We start from the raw sequence: 25,236 nt of genomic DNA on the forward strand, positions 1-25,236 counted from the left end.
CAAGACTGGCGTGGCTGGATCGCCTACGGAATGGCCTGGTCGGCCGCCGCACCCCAACGTGCCACCGACCGGAGCACTGCCGCCCCCGCAGCGTCCGGCGCGACGTTCCCGCTGCGCCTGACGGCATACCGGGAGGATCGCCCAGGTCCTCGATGGAAGGCGCTGCGTGATGCGACGTGGCCCGCGTACTCCGCGTGGTACTTCTCCCAGGGCTTCTGCAACCGCCCGAGCCTGGCCGAGTGCCGCGAGCAGCTGACCAGGCACATGCCCCAGCTCGTCCCGGTCTGGGAGCGGCTGGTGAGGCTGAGCGGCAGCGACACTGTCAGCGCCAGGCTGCTGTCCATGTGGCGGATGCCCTCGTTCGTCACCGGCTGCTCCCAGGCAGCTGTGGCCGGCCCGGATCCGCTGCTGGTGCGCAACTACGACTACGACCTCGCCCTGTTCGAGGGGGTCATCGCCTCCACGAACTGGTCCGGGCACCGGAAGGTCCTCGGCACCAGCGACCTGCTCTGGGGGCTGCTCGACGGCATGAACGAGGACGGCCTCGTCGCGTCGCTGGCCTTCGGCGGCCGGACTGACGTCGGCGACGGCTTCGGCATTCCTCTGGTCATCCGATACGTCCTCGAGACCTGTGCGGATGTCGGTGCCGCGATCGAGGTGTTGCGTCGGCTCCCGGTGGCACAGGCATACAACGTGACGCTGGCCGACGCCACCGGCGCGCACGCCACCGTGTTCGTCGCACCGGGCGAGCCGATCGCGGTCAGCGCTCTGGCCGTGGCCACGAACCACCGGCTGGACGTGGTGGAGCACCCCGAGCACGCCCGTCGCCTACGTAGCCTGACCCGCCAACAGCACCTGACCCGGCTGCTGCGGGAGGGCGCCCGCGACGGCCTGATCGAGGCGTTCCTGCACGAGCCGGTGCGCGCCGACCAGTACACGATCGGGTTCGGCACGCTTTACACCGCGGTCTACCGACCGAGCGCCGGAACGGTGACCTACCGTTGGCCGGGACAGTCCTGGGTGCGCACGTTCGACGACGAGGAGGACCGTCGGGATGTGACCCTCGTCGGGCGGTAGGGTGCACGTCCCCGGGACGGGATACTGGCCGGGTGGACAGCAACGCGATGAGCCCGACCGACGCCGCCGATCCCGCCGCGGTGGCCGCGACAGCAAGGGAGTGCCTCGACGCGCTTGCCCGAAGCACCGACCTGGCCGCCTTCGAGGAACTGGTCGGGCTGAGTGCATACGTCGGTGAGGCAGTCGGCCGAAGTGCCCGGTTGCAGGCCGAGGCGAGCTCCTGGACGACCGTGGGAAACCTGGTCGGCACCACCAAGCAGGCCGCGTGGGCCAGGTGGCGTACCTGACTCATCACGGCGTCTGGGCGGGGCCGGATCTGCCTGGTGGATGGTGCGAGGACGGCGCCTAGAAGAGGCGCGACTCGACGTCGTCGATGCCCTTGAGGGTGTCGTAGTCGAGCACGACGCACCGGATGCCCCGGTCCTCGGCCAAGGTCCGGGCCTGCGGCTTGATGGCTTGGGCGGCGAAGATCCCGGTGACAGGGGCTAGGAGCGGATCGCGGTTCATCAGCTCGAGGTAGCGCGTCAGCTGCTCGACGCCGTCGATCTCCCCCCGGCGCTTGATCTCGATCGCGACGCTCGCGCCCGTGTGGTCACGGGCGAGGATGTCGACGGGGCCGACTGCCGTCATGTACTCACGACGTACCAGGGACCAACCGTGGCCGAGGGTGTGGATGTGCTCGGCCAACAGCTCCTGCAGGTGCGACTCGACGCCGTCCTTGACCAGGCCTGGGTCGAGTCCGAGCTCATGGGCGCTGTCGTGCAGAACCTCGTGGATGGCCACGGTGAGGCTGTCCCCGGTCTTGGCGTGCACGACCCGCCAGACAGCGACCACGCCCTGCTCGGCCTGAGTCTCGTCCGGGTCGATCTCGGCCATCGCGCAGGGTGGCGCCATCCAGTTGAGCGGCTTGTAGGACCCGCCATCGCTGTGCACGAGCACCGAACCGTCCGCCTTGACGAGGAGCAGCCGGGTGGCCAGGGGCAGGTGGGCCGTGAGCCGGCCGATGTAGTCCACGCTGCACCGGGCGATGACGAGACGCACCCGGCCACCCTAATCGACAGTGCAGTAGCCCCGATCGACAGTGCAGTAGCCCCGATCGACAGTGCAGCAGTCCCGATCGACGGTGCAGAGCGTCCACCAGAGTCACGGCCGGGCGGTCACCACAGCGTGGGGAGGGTCACGTCGGTCAGGCCTGTGAGCGGCATACCGGCTCTGTCAGACTCCCTGCATGGCACGGGACTTCACCACGGTTGGCGTCATCGGGCTCGGCACCATGGGTGCCGGCATCGTCGAGGTCTTCGCCCGCAACGGCATCGACGTCGTGGGTGTCGAGACCGACGAGCCCGCGCTCGAGCGCGGACGCCAGCACCTGCGGACCTCCACCGACCGGGCACTCGTCCGAGGCAAGCTGACCGAGGCCGAGTCCGAGGCGCTGCACGCCCGAGTCCACTACACGACCGACATGGCCGACCTGGCCGACTGCCCGCTCGTCGTCGAGGCGGTGCCGGAGCAGCTCGACCTGAAGAAGGAAGTCTTCGCAAAGCTGGACGGCATCGTCGCCGACGACGCGATCCTCGCGACGAACACCTCCTCCCTGTCGGTCACCGAGATCGCCGTCGCGACGATGAACCCGAAGCGTGTGGTCGGGATGCACTTCTTCAACCCGGCCCAGGTGCTCCAGTTCGTCGAGGTCATCAAGACGGTCGTCACGAGCGACGAGGTCTTCGAGAAGGTTCAGGCGCTCGCCGAGCGGCTCGGCAAGAAGCCCGTCGTCGTCGGCGACAAGGCCGGCTTCATCGCCAACGCGCTCCTGTTCGGCTACCTCAACCACGCCGTGTCGATGTTCGAGGGCAGGTATGCCACCCGCGAGGACATCGACGACGCGATGCGTCTCGGCTGCGGCTACCCGATGGGGCCGCTCGCGCTCATGGACCTCATCGGGCTCGACACGGCCTACGAGGTCCTCGACACGATGTACCGGCAGGGCCGCGACCGGCTCCACGCCCCGAGCCCGATCCTCAAGCAGATGGTCAGCGCCGGGCTCAAGGGCCGCAAGACCGGCCGGGGCTTCTACACATATGCCGGCCCCGGGCAGTCGCAGGTCGTCGACGACGCGCTCACCCCGAAGGCCGGGGCTGCCGACGCCGCCCTGCGCCCCGTGGCGAAGGTCGGCGTGGTCGGCTCCGGCACGATGGCGACGGGGATCGCCGAGGTCTTCGCCAAGGCCGGGTATGACGTCACGTACGTCGCGCGGGCCGACGCGAAGGTCGAGCGGGTCCGGGCCGCCATCACCAAGAGCCTCGAGAAGGCGGTCCAGCGGGGCAAGGCCACCGAGGCCGACCGGGATGCGGCCCTTGCCCGGCTCACCGGCACGACCCGGCTCGACGAACTCGCCGACGTCGACATGGTCGTGGAAGCGGTGGTCGAGGACCTCAACGTCAAGCAGGTGCTCTTCGAGAACCTCGACGAGATCTGCAAACCAGGTGCCATCCTCGCGACGACGACGAGCTCGCTGCCGGTCATCGAGTGCGCGGCCGGGACGAAGCGGCCACAGGACGTGGTCGGGATGCACTTCTTCAACCCCGCCCAGATCATGCGCCTGGTCGAGGTGGTCCGTACCGTCTCGACCGCGGACGACGTCGTCGCGACCGTCCAGGACCTCTGCACGAAGGTCGGCAAGCACGCGGTGACCTGCGGCGACCGGGCCGGGTTCATCGTCAACGCGCTGCTCTTCCCCTACCTCAACGACGCCGTGAAGATGCTCCAGGCCAACTACGCCTCGGCCGAGGACATCGACACGGCCATGAAGACCGGGTGCGGCCTGCCAATGGGGCCGTTCGAGCTGCTTGACGTCGTCGGGCTCGACGTGTCGCTCGCCATCGAGCGCGAGCTCTACCTCGAGTTCCGCGAGCCCGGGTGGGCGCCGGCGCCGCTGCTCGAGCACCTCGTGACGGCCGGGTACCTCGGCCGCAAGACGGGGCGCGGGTTCAACACCTACGCCTGATGCCGCTCACGGCGGTGGGCTCGTCAGCGGCCCCCGCACGGGGCTGGGAGACTGGCGGTATGCCGTCGCGCCGCCGCCCCAGCAAGCACGCGCGCGCGCATGTCCCGCTCGATGTGACCCGACTGCAGGGCGGGGCGACGCGTGAGGAGACCTACCGGGGCCGGTCCTGGACGGTGCGGGCCGTCAGCGGCGCTGCCTCAGGGCGGCCCTACCTGTGCCCGGGATGCCAGCAGGACATCCCGCCGGGCACGCCGCATGTCGTCGTCTGGCCGGCGGACGGGATAGGTGGGCTCGGCGACCGGAGGCACTGGCACACCGGGTGCTGGCAACGCCGGGACGCCCGCCCCTCCGACGCCTCCTATCGCTGAGTCGATCCCCCGCTCGAGCGGGCACCAACAGACCGGTCGGGTGGGGCCCGACGGGCAGGTCGAAGGTGTCCCACCGAACCGGGCGCTGCGTCACGGGTGCTGCTGGGGCGGCTCGACGGCATACGGCAAAGGAACGGTATCGCGCGCCGTCAATGTTGCCGCTGGCGGGGGACGAGGACCTCCTCGTAGATCAGGAGCAGCCCGGCGGCGGTGGGGATCGCGAGCAGCGCGCCGAGGATCCCGGCCAGCGTGCCTCCGGCCAGGGCCGCGACGACGGTGACCGCTCCGGGCACCGCGACGGTCTGCTGCATGACCCGGGGCATGACCGCGTAGTTCTCGATCTGCTGGTAGACGACGAAGTAGATGATCACGATGAGGGCCTTCTGCGGCTCGTCGAAGAACGCGACGATCGCCACGACGCCGGCCCCGAGGGTGGCTCCGACCATCGGGATGAGGCCGAGGAAGCCGACGGCCACGGCGAGCACGGCGGCGAACTGGACCCCGACCAGCGACATCATGATCCACGCACAGAAGGCGTTGATGGTCGCGACGGCGACCTGGCCGATGGCGTACGAGCCGACCCGGCGCATGATCTCCTCCGCGAGGGAGATGATGCGCGGCCGGCGGCTCGCCGGGACCAGGGCGTAGCCGGCATGCTTGAGGCTTGGCAGCGACGCGAGGAAGTAGAGGGTCAGCACGAGGACGGTCAGCACGGAGAAGACTCCGCCGAGCAGGACCTTGCCGGTCTCGAGGACCCCGCCGAAGATGCCGGCCCAGAGGTTGCCGTCGGCGACGCGGTTGTTGATCTCGTCCTGGATCCGCGCGATGACCTGGTAGCGACGGTCGAGGTCCTGGACCCACTGGTTCTGCAGCAGCCCGTCGAGCATCTTGGGCGCGTTGGTCGCCAGCTCGGTGCTCTGCTGGGCGACGGGCGGGATGACGACCCAGCCGAGCAGGGCGAAGGCCACGAGCACGCCGAGGAAGACGAGCGCGACGGCGAGCCCCCGGCGCAGGTGCGCGCGGGTCAGTGCCTCGACGATGGGGTTGAGGGCCAGGGTGAGGAAGAGCGCGACGACGAGCAGGGTGAGAGTCGTGCCGAGCCGGCCGATCGCCTGGACGAACGCATAGGCGACGAGGACCCCGAGCGCGCCGACGAAGCCGATGTAGAAGGGTGACTGCCGGTTGAAGGGCGTGCCGATCGGCCCGAAGCCTCGGCCCGGAGAGCGATCCGAAGAGCGATCCGAAGAGCGATCCGAAGGCGCGCCGGACGAGCCCGACGGCGGAGCTCCTCCGGTCGTCCCGGACGATCCACCGTTCGTGGGGTGCCCGCCCGGGGTGCTGGCAATGAGGTCGTGGGCGAGCTGCTCGTCGTCGGCGACCTGCTCCTCCACGTCGCCGAGGTATGGCGTGGCTGGGTCGCTCGAGCTGCCGGACGGGGCCTGCGCGTCCCGGTCATAGCGCGCGCCCCGGATCTGGGCCAGCTTCAGCCGCTGGGTGCGGCGGTAGTCAGTCCAGCGTCGCCACATGGTCACCTCCGGGTCCGAGCCTAGTGGCGCGAAGCCCGGGGGCGAGCTGGACTCACTGGTTGTGGAACCGGTTGATCTGCGTCTCGAACTGTGCCCGCTTCTCGGGGTTCGTGACGCCCAGGCCCTCCTCCGGCGCGAGGGTCAGGACGCCGACCTTGCCCTGGTGCAGGTTGCGGTGCACGTCGAGCGCGGCCTGGCCGACGTCCTCCAGCACATGCGTCTTCGACAGGGTGGGGTGGATCAGCCCACGGTTGACCAGCTCGTTGGCCTCCCACGCCTCGCGGTAGTTGGCGAAGTGCGAGCTGACGATCCGCTTGAGGTTCATCCAGAGGTAGCGGTTGTCGTACTCGTGCATGTAGCCCGACGTCGACGCGCACGTGACGATCGTGCCACCCTTGCGGGCGACGTAGACGCTCGCCCCGAACGTCTCGCGGCCGGGGTGCTCGAAGACGATGTCGACGTCATACCCACCGGTCAGCTCACGGATGCGCTTGCCGAGCCGCTGCCACTCCTTGGGGTCCTGGGTGCGCTCGTCCTTCCAGAAGTGGAAGCCCTCGCCGTTGCGGTCGATGATGTGCTCGGCACCCATGGCTCGGCAGATCTCGGCCTTCTCGGGCGAGGACACGACGCAGATCGGCGTCGCCCCGCCGGCCAGGGCCATCTGGGTCGCGTAGGACCCGAGGCCACCCGAGGCACCCCAGATGAGGACCCGGTCGCCGAGCTTCATCGCGGCGCCGTTCTTGGAGATGAGCTGGCGGTAGGCGGTCGAGTTGACCAGGCCGGGACACGCGGCCTCCTCCCAGGTGAGGTGGCCGGGCTTCGGCATGAGCTGGTTGGCCTTGACGATCGCCATCTCGGCCAGGCCTCCGAAGTTCGTCTCGAAGCCCCAGATCCGCTGCTGCGGGTCGAGCATCGTGTCGTTGTGCCCGTCGGCGTCCTCGAGCTCGACGGAGAGGCAGTGCGCGACGACCTCCTGGCCTGGGTGCCACTTGGTGACGCCCGGTCCCACGCGCAGGATGACGCCGGAGAGATCTGAGCCGATGACGTGGTACGGCAGGTCGTGCCGCTTGGCGTAGACGGACGTGCGTCCGTAACGCTCGAGGAACCCGAACGTGGGCAGCGGCTCGAAGATCGAGGTCCACACCGTGTTGTAGTTGATCGCGCTGGCCATGACCGCGACGAGAGCCTCACCGGGGGCGATCTCGGGGACCGGCACGTCGTCGATGTGCAGGGACTTGCGCGGGTCCTTGTCCCAGCTGGCGATGCCCTCGAACATGCCGACCTCGTCCTTGTGGACGGTGGCGCCCCGGTACGTCTCCGGAATCTTGAGGTTGGCGTACGTCTCCTCGGACCGGTCACCTGAGAGGATGGCGTCGCGGATGGCCTGCATGTGGAATCCCTTTCCGAGGATTGTGGTCACTGGCGGGCGGTGCTGGCTCAGACCGTAACGACGGCATGCTACTGCCCGGTCACCTTTGAGACTCCCACCACAGGTGACGTGGGTCACGCGGTCGGAGGACAGCACACACCATACGTATGCCGCTCACCCCGTGTCCCCGGAAACCTGACCTCCCGCCGTAGTTCGCGGCTCGTCCCAGACCCGTCGAGCGGGCAGGACGGGGCACTCGAGCGGGCAGCGCGACCGCGGTCCGCATGCGAGACTCGTGCGAAGGAGGTGGAGCGTGCTGAGCCGACGGTCCGTGCTCATCGGCGCCCTGGCCGTCGGCGCTGGGGGAGGTGTGGTGGTGGACAGGGCTCGGACGGCAGCCCCACTGCCAACCCTCGCCAACGGTGCCAGTTGGCGGCAGAGCCCCGTGCAGGCCGCCCGCGACTGGCTCACCGGCGGCACGGTGCCCGGGAGCGGGGCGCCGGACGGCTTGGTCGCCGAGGCCCTGATGGATCTGCACGGTCTGCTCGGTCCGGACGGTGCGGTCCTCGCGGGCCCGGCCGGGATCTGGCGGTATGTCTGGCCGCGGGACGCGTCCTTCGTCGTCGTGGCCCTGGCGGCGACCGGGCACCTGGAGCAGGCCTGGGCCACGCTGCGGTTCCTGAGCCGGGTCCAGCTTCCCGATGGCGGCTTCGAGGCTCGCTACCTGCCGGACGGGTCGGGGCCGCCCGACGACCGGCAGCGCCAGTCCGATGGGGCCGGCTGGGTGCTGTGGGCCCTCGACATGGCACGGTCGGTGTCAGGTGCTTCGGCGATCCCCGCCGATCTTCGGCTCATGCGTGATCGGGCTGCGTCCTTCGTCGACCACCAGACGTCTGGTGCAACGACGCTGCCGGTCGCGTCGCCCGACTACTGGGAAGTGCCCGAGCGCGCGGTGACCTTGGGAACGATCTCACCCATGGCTACTGGGCTCGAGGCCGCGGCGAGGACGTGTACGGCCGAAGGGAACCGGTCGGCCGCGGCGCGGTGGTCCGGTGCCGCGGGCCGACTTAGCGCGCTCGTGGTGCGCGAGTTAGGCCCCGCGTACGACAGGTACGGCCGGAGCGGGGGGGGGGACGCGGCTACCCCGATGCTGCTGCCCCCGTTCGCCGTAGACCTGCCACCGGACGTGCTCTCGGCATGGTCGAGATACGCGGTCGAGGCTCGCCGCCCGGCGGGCGGACTGGCCCCGGGGACCGGGTGGAGGGCCGACGGCGTCTCATGGACCGCGGAGACCGCCCTGGTCGCCTACACGGCCGCGGCGATCGGTCGTCGCGACGAGGCTCGTCGGTGGCTCGCCTGGCTCGCCGCCCACCGGACCGCCTGGGGCAGCGTGCCGGAGAAGGTGCGAGCGGACGGGCGCGCGGCCGGACCGGCGCCGCTCGCCTGGACCGCGGCCCTGATCGTGCTGACCGCCCACGAGCTGGACCGGAGGTCGTGAAACTGCGCCAGGCAGGCTCCTGGCGCAGCCGCCCGTGGGATCTCGGCCTCAGTGCGCGACCGTGGCCGGCTCGACCAGCTCGACGAGGACGCCACCGGCGTCCTTGGGGTGGATGAAGTTGACCCGGCTGTTGCTCGTGCCGCGCCGCGGCTCGTCGTAGAGCAGCCGCAGGCCTCGCTCGCGCAGGGTCGCCGAGGCGGCGTCGATGTCGGTCACGCGGTAGGCCATCTGCTGGATCCCGGGGCCGCTTCGGTCCAGGAACTTCGCGATCGTCGAGTCAGGAGTGAGCGGCGCAAGCAGCTGGATGCACGAGCCGGACTCGCCGACTCCCATCATCGCCTCGCGCACGCCCTGCTCCTCGTTGCGTTCCTCGTGCAGCTTGGTCATGCCGTACTTGGCCTCGTAGAAGGCGATCGCCTCCTCGAGATCGGGCACGGCGATGCCGACGTGGTCGATGTGCGTGAACAGCGGGCCCGACAGCTCAGTCATGCCTCGACCCTAGAGCGGGAGCACACGGCCGGGCGAGGGCGCCGTGATGTGCCGTTGATCATGGTCCCAGCGGCCGTTTCACCACCCGTGGCTAGAGTGGGAAACACATTCCCCGAGCGCGTTGGAGAGCTTCATCATGAGCACCACTGACCATCCCGTGTCCGTCATCGTCGCCGGAGCTCGCACCCCGATGGGGCGTCTGCTCGGCTCCCTCAAGGACCTCTCGGGTTCGGACCTCGGCGGCATTGCCATCAAGGGCGCCCTGGACAAGGCCGGGGTCGCCCCCGACCAGGTCGACTACGTCATCATGGGCCAGGTGCTGCAGGCCGGCGCCGGTCAGATCCCGGCTCGCCAGGCTGCCGTGGCCGCCGGCATCCCGATGACCGTTCCGGCGCTGACCGTCAACAAGGTCTGCCTCTCCGGGCTGAACGCCATCGGGCTGGCCGACCAGCTCATCCGTGCCGGTGAGGTCGGGATCGTCGTGGCGGGCGGCCAGGAGTCGATGACGAACGCACCGCACCTGCTCGAGAAGAGCCGCTCCGGCTTCAAGTACGGCGACGTGACGATGCGTGACCACATGGCTTACGACGGCCTCTGGGACGCGCTGACCGACCAGGCGATGGGTGCACTCACCGAGTCGTGCAACACGGGCGCCTCGGCCTTCACCCGGCAGGAGCAGGACGAGTTCTCGGCCCGGAGCCACCAGCTCGCAGCCAAGGCATGGAAGGACGGGCTCTTCGAGGACGAGGTCGTCGCGGTCTCCATCCCGCAGCGCAAGGGTGACCCGATCGAGTTCAAGTCCGACGAGGGCATCCGGGCCGAGACGACGGCGGCGTCCTTGGCGAGTCTGAGGCCGGCCTTCGCCAAGGACGGCACCATCACGGCCGGCTCCAGCTCGCAGATCTCCGACGGCGCCTGCGCGGTCGTGGTCATGAGCAAGGCGAAGGCCGAGGAGCTGGGCCTGACGTGGCTCGCCGAGATCGGCGCCCAGGGCATGGTCGCGGGCCCCGACTCGAGCCTGCAGCAGCAGCCCGCCCATGCCATCACGGTCGCCTGCGACAAGGAGGGCATCACCCCGAGCGACCTCGACCTGGTCGAGATCAACGAGGCGTTCGCCGCCGTCGGGCTTGCCTCGGCCAAGGAGCTCGGCCTCGACCTCGACAAGGTCAACGTCAACGGCGGTGCCATCGCGCTCGGTCACCCGATCGGCATGTCCGGTGCCCGCATGGCCCTGCACCTCGCGCTCGAGCTGAAGCGGCGTGGCGGCGGGGTCGGCGCGGCCGCGCTGTGCGGTGGCGGGGGACAGGGCGACGCTCTGATCCTGCGCGTGCCGGCCACCGACAAGAGCTGACCTGGCACCTCGCACGGTCGACGTACCTGCCCTGGTCGATGCGGCCAGGGCAGGTTCCGTGCGTGCCGTCGCGCGGCTCGTCTCCCTCGTCGAGGACGGGCACCCGGCTCTGCGCGAGGTCATGGCCGCGCTCGTCCCGCACACCGGTCGTGCCTGGGTCATCGGGCTGACAGGTGCCCCCGGCGTCGGCAAGTCGACGTCGACCGCCATGCTGATCAGTGCTTTTCGCCAGCGCGGACGAAGGGTCGGGGTCCTTGCCGTCGACCCGTCCTCGCCGTTCTCCGGAGGGGCTCTGCTCGGCGACCGGATCCGCATGCAGGACCACTCGAACGACCCCGACGTCTACATCCGCTCGCTCGCCGCACGGGGCCACCTCGGGGGGCTCTCATCCGCGACACCACAGGCGATCCGGGTGCTCGATGCAGCCGGCTTCGACGTCGTTCTCGTCGAGACCGTCGGAGTGGGCCAGAGCGAGGTCGAGGTCGCCGGGCTCGCGGACACGTCCATCGTCCTGCTGGCACCGGGCATGGGCGACGGCATACAGGCCGCGAAGGCAGGCATCCTCGAGATCGGGGACGTCTTCGTCGTCAACAAAGCCGACCACGAAGGCGCCGATAGGGCGGTGCACGACCTGCGGCACATGATCTCGCTCGCCGACCGGGCCGCCCCCGGCAACTGGCGTCCCCCGGTGGTCAGGACCGTTGCGGTGACCCGAGTCGGTGCCGACAGCCTCATGGAGGCGCTCGACAAACACCGCGCACACCTCGACGAGACGGGCGAGCTGCAGCGGCGCCGCGAGGGGCGCGCCGTCCGCGAGATCGAGCAGCTGGCCGTGGAGCGGATGCGCACGCGGCTCGAGTCCGTCGAGGGTGGCAGTGGGCTCGATGTCCTCGCGGCTCGGCTCGTCGCCGGTGAGATCGACCCGTATGCCGCTGTCGACCTGCTGCTCGCCCGCGCGGACCGCTGAGGCCTCGGGCCCAGCTCGGGACCGGAAAACCCGTTGAAGCGCGGTGCCCGCGGATGTCACTGTCGTGGCATGGACATCAGCGTCATCGACCGCACTGACGACGCGCTCGTCGAGCAGTGTTGGGGCGTCTGCCAGCGCAGCGCGGCGGCCTCCCGTGTTGCGCCGCATCGCTACGCCCTCGAGGAGTTCGCGAAGGACCTCCGGTTCACGTTCCCGGGCGAGCACGACCTCATCGCGGCCGCCCGCGAGTCGGGGCGGGTGCTCGGGCTGGCCCGCGTCTGGTTCCCGGAGCGTGACAACACGACGCTCTGCTGGGCCGAGCTGCAGGTGGACCCGGTCGACCGAGGCCGCGGTGTCGGCTCGGCCCTGCTCGGCTGGCTCGAGGAGGCGGCCGTGGCAGCGGGACGCCCGGTGCTCCTGCTCGACGCGTTCGCGAGGCCTGAGGAGAGAGCGACCGATCGCGACCGACGCTTCGTGGAGAGCCACGGTTTCACGCTGGCCAACGTCGAGGTCGTGCGGCACCTCGAGCTGCCGGTGCCGCCGGAGCGGCTCGAGGCCTTGGAGGACTCGGCGCGGTCCGCTGTCGGGGGAGCCTACGAGGTACAGGTGTACCTGAATGGCGTCCCGGAGGAGCTCCGGCAGTCGCTCTGTGACTGCTCCAACCGACTGGCCCTCGACGCCCCGACGGGTGAGGTCGACTTCGAGGCGGAGTCGATGACCCCGGCGGACTATGCCGAGCTCCTCGAACACGAGCGGGGCACGGGTGCGAACCGGCTGACCACCCTGGCAGTCGAAAGGGGCACCGGCGTCGTGGCCGCCTACACCGACCTCGTTCTGCCCGCGGGTGACCCCGAGGTCGCGCACCAGTGGGGCACGCTCGTCCTGCCGGAGCATCGCGGGCACCGCCTCGGGATGGCGGTCAAGGTGGCGAACGTCCGCGAGCTGCAGCGGATCGACCCGCAACGCAAGCGGATCGACACCTGCAACGCCGAGCAGAACCCGTGGATGGTGCAGATCAACGTCGACCTGGGCTTCCAGATCGTCGAGGAGCTGCTCAACATGAAGAAGGACCTCTGATCCGACCCAGCCCCCTTCCATCGAGAGTGCACGTGTCTTCATCGAGAGTGCAGTACTTCCGATCGAGAGTGCACGTGTCTTCATCGAGAGTGCAGTACTTCCGATCGAGAGTGCATTTGTCGGGTCTGGAGGCGCCCGACCGGTAGTTGCCCGGCCATAGGGTGGAGGCATGCTCATCGCCTTCTCCGTCGCCCCTTCCGTTCCTGCTGACGACATCGGCTCGGTCGGGGAGGAAGTGGCCCGAGCCATCGCCGTGGTCCGCGAGTCGGGCTTGCCCAACCACACCGACGCGATGTTCACCACGGTGGAGGGTGAGTGGGACGAGTGCATGGATGTCGTCAAGCGGTGCTGCGACGTTCTGGCCGAGTCCTCGCCGCGCGTCTCGCTGGTCCTCAAGGCCGACATCCGACCGGGCCGCACTGGTGAGCTGGACGGCAAGCTCGAGCGGCTCGAGGCAGCCATCCAACGTCAGGCCGATGCCTGAGTCCGGTTGGCGCATCGAGCCCCTCGCGCTCGCAGACTGTGAGGAGCTAGGCCGGGTGCACGTGGCCGTGTGGCGCGAGACTTACGCAGGAATCATGTCGGACGAGTACGTCGCTGGGCTGAGTGTCACGGAGTTCGCGGAGCGTTGGCGGCAGAGGTTGGGCGATCAGGGTTCGAGCGATCTGGGCACGACTCTGGTAGCAAGGGATGCCGCCGCAGAGATCGTCGGCTTCGTCTCGGCCGGACCGAGCCGAGATGACGACGCGCCCACCGAGTGGGAGCTCTACGCGATCAACCTGCTCGCCCGCACCCATAGCACCGGCCTCGCCGACGAGCTGCTGGGCCGGGCGCTCGGAGGCCGTGCTGCAACCCTCTGGGTGGCAGCCGACCAGATCACGGTGACGACCTGCGTGGGGTGGCCCGTCGACGGTAGGAGAAGCGATGAGCATCCGCGCGATTTGGTCCCGGCCGGGGGGCGCTGCGTATCGTGGTGGGCGGCCGCCCCGAGGGGGGGCCGCCCAGACCCTGACCGAGAGGCCCGTCCGATGTTCCGACCTGTGACGCATCAGCGCGCGCTGATCGTGGCGCTGGCGGGTGCGCTCTCGCTCGCCGCCTGCACCGGCAACGGTGACGACGAGACGGCCACGACACCGACCCCCGCCGTAGCACCGACTCAGGCCGCGTCGGTGGCAACCTCGCTCGTGACCGTAGCGAGCACGTCCCAGGGCGACGCGAGCGCGGCGGGTGACGCTGCGCGCGCAAAGGTCTTCCAAGGTCCCGCGCTCGAGGCGGCGGACGCCCGCGCAAAGGTCCTCGCGGCGGGCTCCGCAAACCAGCGGGCCGATGCGCAGCTTGACACCGATGTGACCGTTCTCGGCATCTCGCGAGAGTCCGACTCCCGTTCCGAGATTCTGGCCCGCACGTCACTGAAGAAGTCGAACGCCCCGGTCCTCGTCCTGCTCGTGGGGGACCAGAACGGGCAGAACGCCAAGATCGCCGCGATGGCGCCCTTGGTCGAAGATGCCACGCTCGACGCACTCGACCCGGTTTCGGAGGGCTCTGCGCTCGTGGACACCGGCGCCGGGCTCGTCGCGAAGCCGGCAGACGTCTCCGCCGCGTGGGCCGGCTCGGTCGCCTTCCCCGACCCGAGGTCCAGCGAGCTCATCGCCGAGGACCCGTGGTCGAACGGTCTGCGTAAGGACGCCGCGGCCCAGTCGAAGGCGCTTGGAGCCCAAGGCGTGTTCGCCCAGACCCACGACCCCACGGACATTCTCGGCGGCCTGCGGCTCAAGGGCGGCTCGGGTGCGGTCGTCTTCGCCCACCTCAAGCGGTTGGACACGATTGCTCTGCACAAGCCGACGAAGCTGACGCCGAGCAAGGAGGTCACGGCCCTGTCCGGCATCAAGACGATCACGACCGAGGCGCAGCTGACCTCGAGCGAGTTCATCGCCTTCGTCGTCCCGGCGTCCGGACAGGCGCGTGTGGTGGCTGCCCGGGACCAGCTGATCGCCGCAGAGGCCCACTGAGTAAGGATGGATGCATGACCCAGCAGCCCTTCACCGCCGCCGCGCTCCGCGGCGCTGTCGACCTGTCCGGCCTGAGCCGGCCTGCCCCTGCGCCAGGTGCGACCGGCGCTGCCGGTGCCGCGCCCGGCTCGGCTGACCAGCTCGTCATCGAGGTGACCGATGCGTCGATCCGTGACGTCATCGGTGCGAGCGCAAGCCATCCCATCGTCCTGGTCCTCTGGTCGACCCGTCTGGCCGAGACGGCCGACTTCGTCGCGACCCTGCGCACCGTGGCACAGCGGTATGGCGGGCGATTCCAGCTCGCGACGGCCGATGTCGACACTAATCCGGCAATCCTGCAGGCGTTCCAGGTCCGGGCGGTGCCAGTCACGTTCGCCCTCGTGCAGGGCCAGCCGGTCCCGCTGTTCGAGGGAGTGCAGCCCGAGGACCAGATCGGCGCCGTGGTCGACCAGGTCCTCGCCCTCGCGGCGCAGCAAGGCGTCACGGGCACGGTCAGCTTCGACGGGGCGCCCTCGGTCGCTGAAGCGCAACCCCCGACCGAGCCGCCGCTCTCGCCGCTACACCAGGAGGCGTTCGACGCGATCGAGGCCGGTGACCTCGACCGCGCACTCGATGCCTACCGCGACGCCCTGGCACAGAACCCGGCCGACGCCGACGCCAAGGTTGGCATGGCACAGGTCGAGTTGTTGCGTCGCACCCAGGGCGTCGACCCGGCGCAGGCTCGCGCAGCGGCTGCGGCCGACCCGACCGATGTCGACGCACAGATCCTGGCTGCGGACCTCGACCTGCTGGGAGGGCACATCGAGGACGCGTTCCTTCGGCTCATCGATACCGTACGCCGGACGGGGGACGCGGACCGCGACAAGGCTCGCGAGCACCTGGTCGAGCTCTTCGACGTCGTCGGCGTCCACGACGACCGGGTCGCCAAGGCGCGCAAGTCGCTGATGAGTGCGCTCTTCTGACCGAGCGGTATGCCGCTGGGCTCGGGCGCGCTCGCGTCCAGCCCGAGCGCATGCACTCTCGATCAGGACAGGTGCACTCTCGATCAGGACAGATGCACTCTCGATCAGGACAGATGCACTCTCGATCAGGACAGATGCACTCTCGATCAGGACAGGTCAGGTGGAGAGGGCCGCATCGACGACGGTCTTGGCCTCGGCCTGCACCTGGGCGAGATGCTCGGGCCCCTTGAACGACTCGGCGTAGATCTTGTAGACGTCCTCGGTGCCCGAGGGCCGCGCCGCGAACCAGGCGCTGGCCGTGACGACCTTGAGGCCGCCGATCTTCGCCCCGTTGCCCGGTGCCTCGGTCAGCTTGGCCGTGATGGCCTCCCCGGCAAGGGAGCCCGCGCTCACGTCGTCCGGCGAGAGCGCGGCGAGCTTCGCCTTCTGCTCCCGGGTCGCCGGGGCGTCGATCCGGGCATAGGCCGGCGCCCCGTGCCGGCTCGTGAGCTCGGCATAGAGCTGGCTCGGCGTGCGGCCGGTCGCGGCGAGGATCTCCGAGGCGAGCAACGCCAGGATGATCCCGTCCTTGTCCGTCGTCCACACCGAGCCGTCGCGGCGCAGGAAGCTCGCCCCCGCGGACTCCTCACCGCCGAACCCCACCGACCCGTCGAGCAGGCCGGGCACGAACCACTTGAACCCGACCGGCACCTCGAGAAGCCGTCGTCCCAGCTCGCCTGCCACCCGGTCGATCATCGACGAGGAGACGAGCGTCTTGCCGATCGCGGTGTCCGCACCCCAGCCGGGACGCGCGCCATACAGGTACTGGATCGCGACGGCGAGGTAGTGGTTCGGGTTCATCAGCCCGGCGTCCGGGGTGACGATGCCGTGCCGGTCGGAGTCGGCGTCGTTGCCCGTCGCGATGTCGTAGGCGTCCTTGGCGCCGATGAGCGAGGCCATTGCGGAGGGCGACGAGCAGTCCATCCGGATCTTGCCGTCCCAGTCGAGCGTCATGAAGGACCACTGGGGGTCGACGCGTGGGTTGACGACGGTGAGGTCGAGCCCGTGCCGCTCGGCGATCTCGCCCCAGTACGCGACCGACGCGCCGCCGAGCGGGTCGGCGCCGATCCGCACGCCGGCGTCCCTGATCTTGGCGACGTCGAGGACGTTCGGCAGGTCGTCGACGTAGCTGCCCAGGAAGTCGTATGCCGCACAGCCCGCTCGCGCCTGTTCGTACGCGACTCGCTTGACGTCCTTCAGGCCACCGCGGATCAGGTCGTTCGCCCGCTTGGCGATGACCGATGTCGCATCGGTGTCCGCGGGTCCGCCGTTCGGTGGGTTGTACTTGAACCCGCCGTCCGAGGGCGGGTTGTGCGAGGGCGTCACGACGATGCCGTCCGCGAGCCCGCTTGCGCCAGAAGGCTTGCCGCGGTTGGCCCGCAGGATAGCATGGGACACCGCCGGGGTCGGGGTGAAGCCGTCACGGTCGTCCACGAGGACCCTGACCCCACCCGCGGCGAGCACCTCGAGGGCCGACTTCCACGCCGGCTCGGACAGGCCATGGGTGTCGCGGCCGACGAAGAGCGGCCCGTCATACCCCTGGCTGGTCCGGTAGTCGACGATCGCCTGGGTCGTCGCGAGGATGTGGTCCTCGTTGAACGCGGTGCGCAGACTCGAGCCGCGGTGCCCGGACGTGCCGAAGACGACCTGCTCGTCGGGGTTGTCGGGGTCGGGGTGCCGGTCGTAGTAGGCGCCGATGAGCTCGTCGATGTCGACGAGGTCCTCGGGCCGGGCCGGTTGTCCTGCGCGTGGGTCGGTCATGACTCGTGCTCCTTCTCGTGGGTGCCCTGCCTTGTCCCGGCCCTGGGCTTGCCGGACTGCTGCCCCTTGGCTGATCTGCGCGACCGGCCGGGCTGCTGGGCCGACGCGTCGGGCTCCTCCGGGACCAGCCACACGGCGGACAGGCGAGCGAGGGTGAGGTCGGCGGCATACGGCTGGCCGTGCCACGGCGTGTCCGCTGCCTCGATGACGCGTCCCGCGCTGCTCGGGGCGTCGGGGTGGTAGCCGGCCGTGTCCATCACGACCCGCCAGCGGCCACCACGCGGCAGCCCGATCCGGTAGGCCCGGTGGGTCTGGCCGCTGAGGTTGACGACACACGCGACGACCGGCGCGCCGGTCCGCTCGCCGCGTCCCCAGCGCAGCCACGAGAACGTGTTGCCCGCCGCGTCGTCGGCGTTGAGCCACTGGAAGCCGGCGGACTCGGTGTCGAGCTCCCACAGCGCCCGGTGCGACCGGTACAGGCTGTTGAGGTCCTTGACCAGGGCGTGGATCCGGACGTGCAGGGGCAGGTCGAGCAGCCACCAGTCGAGGCTGCGGCCATCTGCCCACTCCGACTCCTGCCCGAGCTCGGTGCCCATGAAGACGAGCTGTTTGCCGGGGTGGGCCCACATGTAGGCGAGGAAGGCGCGCAGCGTCGCGGCCTGCTCGTCGCGGCTCCCGCGTGACTTGCGCAGCAGGGAGCCCTTGCCGTGGACCACCTCGTCGTGGCTGATCGGCAGGATGAAGTTCTCGCTGAAGGCGTAGACGAGCGCGAAGGTGAGGGTGTTGTGGTGGTGCTTCCGGAAGACCGGGTCCTGGCCGAGGTAGCGCAGGGAGTCGTTCATCCAGCCCATGTTCCACTTGAACCCGAAGCCGAGGCCGCCCTGGTCGGTCGGCGCGGTGACACCCGGGAAGGCGGTCGACTCCTCGGCGATCATGACGACGCCCGGGGCGCGCTTGTAGACGGTCGCGTTGGCCTCCTGGAGGAAGTCGATCGCCTCGAGATACTCCCGGCCGCCGTACTTGTTCGGCAGCCACTGCCCGGCCGGGCGGGAGAAGTCGAGGTAGAGCATCGAGGCGACCGCGTCGACGCGTAGGCCGTCGATGTGGAACTCCTCGATCCAGTAGACCGCGTTGGCGACGAGGAAGTTGCGCACCTCCCGGCGGCCGAAGTCGAAGACGTGGGTGCCCCAGTCGGGCTGGTCGCCGCGTCGCGGGTCGGGGTGCTCGTAGAGGGCCTGCCCGTCGAACCGGGCCAAGGCGAAGGCGTCCTTGGGGAAGTGGCCGGGCACCCAGTCGAGCAGCACACCGATGCCGGCCTGGTGGAGCCGGTCGATGAGATAGCGGAGCTCGTCGGGGGTGCCGAACCGCGCTGTCGGAGCGAAGTATCCGGTGACCTGGTAGCCCCAGCTCGGTCCGTAGGGGTGCTCCATGACGGGTAGCAGCTCGACGTGGGTGAAGCCGAGGTCCGCGACGTAGTTGACCAGGTGCTCGGCCAGGTCGACGTAGGACTGGCCCTGCCGCCACGAGCCGAGATGGACCTCGTAGATACTCATCGGCTCGGAGCTCAGGTTCTCGTGGGCGCGGCGCTCCAGCCACGCCGCGTCGGACCAGCTGTAGTGCGACTCGGTCACGACCGACGCGACCTTCGGCGGTACCTCGGTGCGCCGGGCCATCGGGTCGGACTTGGCCCGCACGACGTCGTCGCTGCCCCGGATGGCGTACTGGTAGTTCGAGCCCTCACCGGCGCCCGGCAGGAACAGCTCCCAGACGCCTGTCCGGCCGAGCGAGCGCATCGGGTGAGAGACGCGGTTCCACCCGTTGAAGTCGCCGATGACGTGCACGGCCCTGGCGTGCGGTGCCCAGACTGCGAAGGAGGCTCCGGTGACCGGCCCGAGCGGCCCCGAGTAGGTGCGGATGTGCGAGCCGAGGACGGTCCACAGCTGCTCGTGCCGTCCCTCGCCGATGAGATGCAGGTCGATCTCCCCGAGCGTGGGTGCGAAGCGGTAGGGGTCGTCCTGCTCGTGCACGACGCCGTCGCCATAGTCGACGAGGAGGCGGTAGTCATGGGTGCGCTGCACGTCGGGGGAGGTCATCGACCAGAGCCCGCCGCGGATGTGCTGCAGCTCGACGGTCTCTCCGGTCTCGAGCCGGGCACCGACGGTCTTGGCCATGGGCCGGAAGGTCGTGATCGTCAGGCCGCCCGGGCCCAAGTGCTGGCCGAGCAGGTCGTGCGGTTGGGCGTTGCGACCCTCGAGGAGCATCGTGATGGCCGGGTCGTCGGCGTCCAGTCCCGCGACGCGAGGCTCGCCCGCACTCTGCTCGCTGGTGGGTCCGTCGGTCCTCGTCATGATCTCTCCTTGTCCTCGAGCAGGCGGTCGTCGAGCAGGCGCCGGACGGCCATCAGCGGGATCGGCAGCCACGTCGGCCGGTTGCGGGCCTCGTAGACGACCTCGTAGAGGGCCTTGTCCAGCTCGAGGGCCCGGACCAGGGCGAGGCGGGCGCCATCGAGTGGTCCGGCGATACTGGCGTACCCGGCCAGGAAGCCGTCTCGGCATGCCGTCGCCCAGCCGGTCGCATCGACTCCGTCGGTGAGCCGGACCGAGCCGGCCGCGTAGTCGAACGACCGGAGCATTCCGGCGATGTCGCGCTCGGGGAGGTCGGGCTGGTTGCGGTCGGCCAGGGGACGCAGCGGCTCGCCCTCGAAGTCGATCACGACCCAGCCCCGACCGGGCACGTCGAGGACCTGGCCGAGGTGGTAGTCGCCGTGGATCCGCTGCAGGGGCGGCCACTCGAGCTCGAGGATGCCGCGCAGCGCGGCACGCGACTCGGCTCGTCGCGAGGCGAGCTCGGGGACGGTCAGGGCGGCGGCGGCATACCGGCCCTCGAGCTCGGCGACGAGGCGCTCTCGTGCCTCGACACCTGCCGGCCCGCTCCCGAGCCAGGACGCGAGGTCGCGGTGGATCTCGGCCGTGGCCGCACCGAGATCGCGCGCGCGGGCGGTGAAGTCTGTGCCGGCCGCCGCGGCGACGAGCGCGACCCGCCACGCGTCCTCGACACCGGGGATGAACTCCTGCGCGAAGGCGAGGTGGCCGTGCTCGAGCCGATGCCCGTGCGAGGCGTCCCAGGCTGCCCAAAGATGTCCCGCCGACGTGGGCACGCGGGTCGACCCGGCCTCCGTGAGCGCCGTCTGGACGGCCACGTCGGGATTCTCGCCCGACTGCACGGTCCGGAACAGCTTGACGATCACCGGCGGTGCAGCCCCGCCGTCTCGAGCTCTCATCCGGCAGATGACAGAGGTGTTCGACTGTTCGCCGGTGAGCACGAACGAGTCGGCCACGACGCCGTCGAGTCGGCCCGTCGAGTGGCCCCTCGCGATCTCGTTCGCACCGACCGAGGCTTCGGCATCGTCGGTCTCGCGCGAGCCCAGGACGGTCTCGACGAGGGCGCGCGCGTAGACGGGGTCATGCGGCGCGTCATACACCCAGCGGGTGCCGAGCACGCTGTGGGCCATCGTGCCGAGAAGGGCGCGCTCGGCCCCCTCCAGCGGGGCTCCGCGGTACGTGAGCGGCACCTGGTAGACGACCGGGGGGCGAGCCGCCTCGTCGAGCAGCAGCAGCGTCTCCATGCCGACCTCACCGTCGGGGTCCTCGAGCCGGAAGCCGCCGACCCGACGCAGCGCCGGTGTGCTGCCCTTGCCCCCATACCAGCGCTGGGACTCGACCCAGCCCGTGACGAGCTCGATCTTCGAGGGCACGAGGCGGGCGTCGTGGTGGATGACTGCCATCAGCCACGCTCCGTCGGTGCGATGAGGAGCCAGAAGAAGTCACGCGAGCCGAGGGTGAACGTCACGCGGCCGTCTGCTGCGACCCACGGGAAGTTGCTGCCGCCGAACAGGTCGACGAGCCGGCGTTCACCGAGGTGCTCGGGCAGCTGCAGGGTGGCCGCCTGCGGGCGGCTCGCGAGGTTGTTGACGCACAGGACCGCCTCGCCGGGCTCGGTGCCGTCCGGCTCGACGGATCGCACGAAGGAGAGCATCGCCTCGTTGTCGTTGGGCACGATGGTGAAGTCGCCGAGGCCGAAGACGCGATGACGTCCGCGGACCTGGAGCATGCCGCGCACCCAGTGCAGCAGGGACGACGACGAGGCCATCTGGGCCTCGACGTTGACGTTGTTGTAGTGGTAGACGAGGCTCGCGATGACCGGCAGGTAGAGCTTGCCCGGGTCGACGCTGGAGAAGCCGGCGTTGCGGTCGGGGGTCCACTGCATCGGCGTGCGCACGGCGTCGCGGTCGGTCAGCCAGATATTGTCGCCCATGCCGATCTCGTCGCCGTAGTAGAGGCAGGGTGAGCCGGGCAGCGACAGGATCAGCGCGTGGATCAGCTCGATCTCGGGCCGGGAGTTGTCGAGCAGCGGGGCGAGCCGGCGCCGGATGCCGACGTTGGCGCGCATCCGCGGGTCGGGGGCGTACCAGCCGTACATGGCGGCCCGTTCCTCGGGGGAGACCATCTCGAGGGTCAGCTCGTCGTGGTTGCGCAGGAAGGTCCCCCACTGGCCGCCCGGCGGCAGGTCTGGCGTCTCGGCCAGGACGTCGACGATGGGGTGGGCCCGCTCCTCGCGCAGCGCGTAGAAGAGGCGCGGCATCACCGGGAAGTGGAAGCACATCTGGCACTCGGGTGCGTCCTGGCTGCCGAAGTAGTCGACGACCTCGGCAGGCGGCTGGTTCGCCTCGGCGAGCAGGACCCGGCCCGGGTACTCCTCGTCGACCATGGCGCGCAACCGGGTGATGAACGCGTGGGTCTTGGGCAGGTTCTCGCAGTTGGTGCCCTCCTCCTCGAAGAGGTAGGGGATCGCGTCGAGCCGGAAGCCGTCGATGCCGAGGTCCATCCAGAAGCGGACGACGTCGAACATCTCCTGCTCGACAGTCGGGTTCTCGAAGTTGAGGTCGGGCTGGTGGGAGAAGAACCGGTGCCAGAAGAACTGTCGCCGCACCGGGTCGAAGGTCCAGTTGGAGACCTCCGTGTCGACGAAGATGATGCGCGCGTCGGAGTAGCCGTCGTCGGTGTCGGACCACACGTAGAAGTCGCCGTAGGGGCCGTCGGGCTCGGCCCGGCTCGCCTGGAACCACGGGTGCTGGTCACTGGTGTGGTTCATCACGAAGTCGGTGACGATGCGGATGCCGCGCGCGTGCGCCTGCGAGACGAGCTCGGTGAACTCCGGCAGCGTGCCGAACTCGGGCAGCACTGCCTTGTAGTCGGCGATGTCGTACCCACCGTCTCGCAGCGGAGACGCGTAGAAGGGGGGCAGCCAGAGGCAGTCGACGCCGAGCCACTGGAGATAGTCGAGGCGCTGGATCAGCCCAGTGAAGTCGCCGGCGCCGACCCCCTTCGAGTCGCCGAAGGCGCGCACCAGCACTTCGTAGAAGACCGCCTTCTTGAACCACTGCGGGTCATGGCGTAGCCCCGGCTGGGCCAGGTTGAGTCCCTGCATGCGTCAGTGGCTCCTCACGTGGATGATGTGCACGGGCTCGTTGTCGGGGCCGAGGCGCACGAAGTTGTCGGCCCGCCACTGCCAGGTCTGGTTGGTCATGTGGTCATGGGCCTCGAAGGTCGACCAGGTGGCCATACCCATTGCCTCGAGGTCGAGGTGCACCGTCGTCTCACGGGTGGCGTGCGGGTCGAGGTTGGCCACGACGAGCACGGTGTCACGCTCGCCGGTCGTGTAGTCGATCACCCGCGACTTCGAGAACACCATGACGTTCTCGTCGTCGGCTGTGTGGAAGGTCAGGTTGCGCATCCAGCGCAGGGCCGGGTGCCAGCGCCGGATGTCGTTGAGGCGGCGCAGGTACCACGACAGGGACTGCCCCTCGAGCGGGCCACCGGGCTCGTACAGGTACCACTGCCGGTCCTTGTACTCGTACTTCTCGTTGTCGATCTGCTCCTCGGCGCCGGGCCGCGCTACGTGCTCGTGCAGCTCGTAGCCGCTGTAGATGCCATAGGTCGGCGACATCATCGCCGCGACCGCGGCTCGCACCTTCCAGCCCGTCGGGCCGCCGTACTGCATGTACGGAGTGAGGATGTCGTGCGTCGTCGGCCAGAAGGAGGGACGCATGTATGCCGCTGAGTCGCCCGCGAGCTCGCGGCCGTACTCCTCGAGCTCCCACCGGGTGTTGCGCCACGCGTAGTAGGTGTAGCTCTGCTGGAAGCCGACCTCGGCCAAGGCCCGCATCATCGCCGGCTTGGTGAACGCCTCGGCAAGCCAGATCGTCTCGGGGTAGCCCTTCGCCACGTCGGCGATCAGCCACTGCCAGAAGGCGACGGGCTTGGTGTGCGGGTTGTCGACGCGGAAGATCCGCACACCGTGGTCGAGCCAGACCTGGATCACGCGGCGCACCTCGGCGTAGGCGCTCGCCGGGTCGTTGTCGAAGTTGAGCGGGTAGATGTCCTGGTACTTCTTCGGCGGGTTCTCGGCGTAGGCGATCGTCCCGTCGGCGCGCGTGGTGAACAGCTCGGGGTGCGTGGTGACCCAGGGGTGGTCGGGGGAGGCCTGCAGTGCGAGGTCCATGGCGACCTCGAGCCCGTTGCCGCGGGCCTGCTCGACGAAGAAGTCGAAGTCGTCGAAGGTGCCGAGGTCACGGTGGATCGAGTCGTGACCGCCGTCGGGCGAGCCGATGGCGTAAGGGGAGCCGGGATCGTCGGGGCCGGCCACGAGGGTGTTGTTGCGACCCTTGCGAGCGGTTGTGCCGATGGGGTGGACCGGGGTCAGGTAGACCACGTCGAACCCCATCCGGGCGATCGCGGGCAGGCGGTCTGCGGCGGTGCGCAGCGTGCCGGAGACCCAGTGACCCTGCTGCGCGTCGAAGTACGCACCCTCGGAGCGGGGGAAGATCTCGTACCAGGCGCCGTACAGGGCACGCTCGCGTTCGACGAGGAGGGGGTAGGTCGCCGACGGCGAGACGAGCTCGCGCAGCGGGATCACCCGGTGCAGTCCCCGGATCTCGTCCGAGACGGCGAGGGAGTAGCGCTCGACGACGGATCGGCCCGTGTCCTCGAGGGCGTCGATGGCCCGGTCGAGCGCCCCGGTGTCGGCGTCCTGGCCGGCGACCGCCCGGCGGAACCGATCGAGGACGCGAACCCCTTCGGCGCACATGAGCTCCACGTCGATGTCGGCACCGATCTTGATCCCGGCGTCGTGGGCCCACGTCGCGTAGGGGTCGGACCACGCCTCGACGCGGTAGCTCCACCAGCCGGGGCGGTCGGCGACGACCGTCGCGCTCCAGGCCGACAGGCCCGGGTTGTCGATGCGCATGGGGAAGTAGTGATCGCCCCCGTCGGGATCGGTCAGCACCGCGGTCGCGTTGACCGCGTCGTGCCCCTCGCGGAAGACCTTGGCGCGAATGACGAACTGCTCGTGCACGACCGACTTGGCGGGTAGTTCGCCGTGCCGAACCGTCGGCTCGACGTCGAGCACCGGGATCCGGCCGAGGCGCCGGACACCCTCGGGGATGCCCCCGAGCGGTGGGACGACCGACACCTCGTGCTCGGGCGCCAGGTGGGTCGCGCCGGCCTCGGTCTCGTCGAGGAAGGCCTCGTCGGCCGAAGGGCCGCGTGGCGGAGCTGCCTTCGGGGCGGTCCTGGCTGCTGTGCCCTCGGGTGCCGCCGCGCTCTTCGACGCCGTGCTCTTCGACGCCGCTGTCTTGGCCGTCGGCGCCGTCTTGGACCTACCAGTCTTGCGGGGGGCGG

At 69.8% G+C, this 25,236-nt stretch carries 20 protein-coding genes; 11 read left to right on the plus strand and 9 right to left on the minus strand.

Annotated features, from left to right (window positions below; all coding sequences use genetic code 11):
* A partial coding sequence (locus tag L0H79_RS08670; protein WP_301484199.1) for a C45 family peptidase occupies nucleotides 1–1,077 on the plus strand: 1,077 nt, incomplete at its 5' end.
* Nucleotides 1,078–1,109: 32 nt separating this feature from the next.
* The gene (locus L0H79_RS08675; protein ID WP_301484200.1) at nucleotides 1,110–1,364 is read left to right on the plus strand and encodes a hypothetical protein; all 255 of its coding nucleotides are present in this window, start codon (nucleotides 1,110–1,112) and stop codon (nucleotides 1,362–1,364) included.
* A gap of 58 nt (nucleotides 1,365–1,422) precedes the next feature.
* Here L0H79_RS08675 and nucS read toward each other — a convergent pair whose 3' ends face one another.
* Nucleotides 1,423–2,118 carry an endonuclease NucS gene (gene nucS / locus L0H79_RS08680; protein ID WP_301484201.1) on the minus strand — a complete coding sequence of 232 codons (696 nt, stop codon included), beginning with the start codon at nucleotides 2,116–2,118 and terminating at the stop codon, nucleotides 1,423–1,425.
* Nucleotides 2,119–2,305: 187 nt separating this feature from the next.
* Between nucS and L0H79_RS08685 the strand changes: the two genes are divergently transcribed.
* Nucleotides 2,306–4,081, plus strand: coding sequence for a 3-hydroxyacyl-CoA dehydrogenase family protein (locus L0H79_RS08685; protein WP_301484202.1), 1,776 nt, complete (start codon nucleotides 2,306–2,308; stop codon nucleotides 4,079–4,081).
* Nucleotides 4,082–4,140: 59 nt separating this feature from the next.
* Complete coding sequence (locus tag L0H79_RS08690) at nucleotides 4,141–4,449, plus strand: hypothetical protein (protein ID WP_301484203.1); 309 nt, start codon at nucleotides 4,141–4,143, stop codon at nucleotides 4,447–4,449.
* 149 nt (nucleotides 4,450–4,598) lie between these two features.
* On the opposite strand, the gene L0H79_RS08695 is transcribed toward L0H79_RS08690, so the two are convergent.
* Nucleotides 4,599–5,975, minus strand: a complete 1,377-nt coding sequence (locus tag L0H79_RS08695; RefSeq protein ID WP_301484204.1) for an AI-2E family transporter — start codon at nucleotides 5,973–5,975, stop codon at nucleotides 4,599–4,601.
* A gap of 52 nt (nucleotides 5,976–6,027) precedes the next feature.
* Nucleotides 6,028–7,365, minus strand: a complete 1,338-nt coding sequence (gene ccrA / locus L0H79_RS08700; RefSeq protein WP_301484206.1) for a crotonyl-CoA carboxylase/reductase — start codon at nucleotides 7,363–7,365, stop codon at nucleotides 6,028–6,030.
* A gap of 292 nt (nucleotides 7,366–7,657) precedes the next feature.
* Between ccrA and L0H79_RS08705 the strand changes: the two genes are divergently transcribed.
* Nucleotides 7,658–8,842 carry a glycoside hydrolase family 15 gene (locus tag L0H79_RS08705; RefSeq protein WP_301484207.1) on the plus strand — a complete coding sequence of 395 codons (1,185 nt, stop codon included), beginning with the start codon at nucleotides 7,658–7,660 and terminating at the stop codon, nucleotides 8,840–8,842.
* A gap of 48 nt (nucleotides 8,843–8,890) precedes the next feature.
* Here L0H79_RS08705 and mce read toward each other — a convergent pair whose 3' ends face one another.
* The gene (mce, locus tag L0H79_RS08710) at nucleotides 8,891–9,331 is read right to left on the minus strand and encodes a methylmalonyl-CoA epimerase (RefSeq protein WP_301484208.1); all 441 of its coding nucleotides are present in this window, start codon (nucleotides 9,329–9,331) and stop codon (nucleotides 8,891–8,893) included.
* Nucleotides 9,332–9,467: 136 nt separating this feature from the next.
* On the opposite strand from mce, the gene L0H79_RS08715 reads away from it, so the two are divergent.
* The 6 genes from L0H79_RS08715 (at nucleotide 9,468) to L0H79_RS08740 (ending at nucleotide 15,697) form a co-directional block, all read left to right on the plus strand.
* Nucleotides 9,468–10,682 carry an acetyl-CoA C-acetyltransferase gene (locus L0H79_RS08715; RefSeq protein WP_301484210.1) on the plus strand — a complete coding sequence of 405 codons (1,215 nt, stop codon included), beginning with the start codon at nucleotides 9,468–9,470 and terminating at the stop codon, nucleotides 10,680–10,682.
* A gap of 1 nt (nucleotide 10,683) precedes the next feature.
* Complete coding sequence (meaB, locus tag L0H79_RS08720; RefSeq protein WP_301484219.1) at nucleotides 10,684–11,649, plus strand: methylmalonyl Co-A mutase-associated GTPase MeaB; 966 nt, start codon at nucleotides 10,684–10,686, stop codon at nucleotides 11,647–11,649.
* 69 nt (nucleotides 11,650–11,718) lie between these two features.
* Nucleotides 11,719–12,726, plus strand: coding sequence for a GNAT family N-acetyltransferase (locus L0H79_RS08725; protein WP_301484211.1), 1,008 nt, complete (start codon nucleotides 11,719–11,721; stop codon nucleotides 12,724–12,726).
* 169 nt (nucleotides 12,727–12,895) lie between these two features.
* On the plus strand, nucleotides 12,896–13,210 hold the full coding sequence (locus tag L0H79_RS08730) for a thiamine-binding protein (RefSeq protein WP_301484212.1): 315 nt from the start codon (nucleotides 12,896–12,898) through the stop codon (nucleotides 13,208–13,210).
* Between the two features lie 94 nt (nucleotides 13,211–13,304).
* Nucleotides 13,305–14,735: a hypothetical protein gene (locus L0H79_RS08735; RefSeq protein WP_301484213.1), complete on the plus strand. Its 1,431-nt coding sequence runs from the start codon at nucleotides 13,305–13,307 to the stop codon at nucleotides 14,733–14,735.
* A 14-nt stretch (nucleotides 14,736–14,749) separates the two neighbouring features.
* The gene (locus tag L0H79_RS08740; protein ID WP_301484214.1) at nucleotides 14,750–15,697 is read left to right on the plus strand and encodes a tetratricopeptide repeat protein; all 948 of its coding nucleotides are present in this window, start codon (nucleotides 14,750–14,752) and stop codon (nucleotides 15,695–15,697) included.
* Between the two features lie 156 nt (nucleotides 15,698–15,853).
* Here the strand turns inward: L0H79_RS08740 and pgm are convergent, their stop codons facing one another.
* The 5 genes from pgm to L0H79_RS08765 are packed head-to-tail and all read right to left on the minus strand — an operon-like array spanning nucleotide 15,854 to nucleotide 25,027.
* Complete coding sequence (gene pgm / locus L0H79_RS08745) at nucleotides 15,854–17,497, minus strand: phosphoglucomutase (alpha-D-glucose-1,6-bisphosphate-dependent) (RefSeq protein ID WP_301484215.1); 1,644 nt, start codon at nucleotides 17,495–17,497, stop codon at nucleotides 15,854–15,856.
* The gene (glgB, locus tag L0H79_RS08750) at nucleotides 17,494–19,845 is read right to left on the minus strand and encodes a 1,4-alpha-glucan branching protein GlgB (RefSeq protein ID WP_301484216.1); all 2,352 of its coding nucleotides are present in this window, start codon (nucleotides 19,843–19,845) and stop codon (nucleotides 17,494–17,496) included. The genes pgm and glgB overlap by 4 nt, the downstream gene beginning before the upstream one ends.
* Nucleotides 19,842–21,281: an aminoglycoside phosphotransferase gene (locus L0H79_RS08755; protein WP_301484217.1), complete on the minus strand. Its 1,440-nt coding sequence runs from the start codon at nucleotides 21,279–21,281 to the stop codon at nucleotides 19,842–19,844. Before L0H79_RS08755 ends, glgB begins: the two co-directional genes overlap by 4 nt.
* On the minus strand, nucleotides 21,281–22,984 hold the full coding sequence (gene treS, locus L0H79_RS08760) for a maltose alpha-D-glucosyltransferase (RefSeq protein WP_301484218.1): 1,704 nt from the start codon (nucleotides 22,982–22,984) through the stop codon (nucleotides 21,281–21,283). Before treS ends, L0H79_RS08755 begins: the two co-directional genes overlap by 1 nt.
* 3 nt (nucleotides 22,985–22,987) lie before the next feature.
* Nucleotides 22,988–25,027 (minus strand): maltotransferase domain-containing protein, encoded by a 2,040-nt coding sequence (locus L0H79_RS08765; RefSeq protein WP_301484220.1) that lies wholly within the window; start codon nucleotides 25,025–25,027, stop codon nucleotides 22,988–22,990.
* Between the last annotated feature and the right edge of the window lie 209 nt (nucleotides 25,028–25,236).

This window comes from Intrasporangium sp., from assembly GCF_030452765.1.
Classification (GTDB): Bacteria; Actinomycetota; Actinomycetes; order Actinomycetales; family Dermatophilaceae; genus Intrasporangium_A.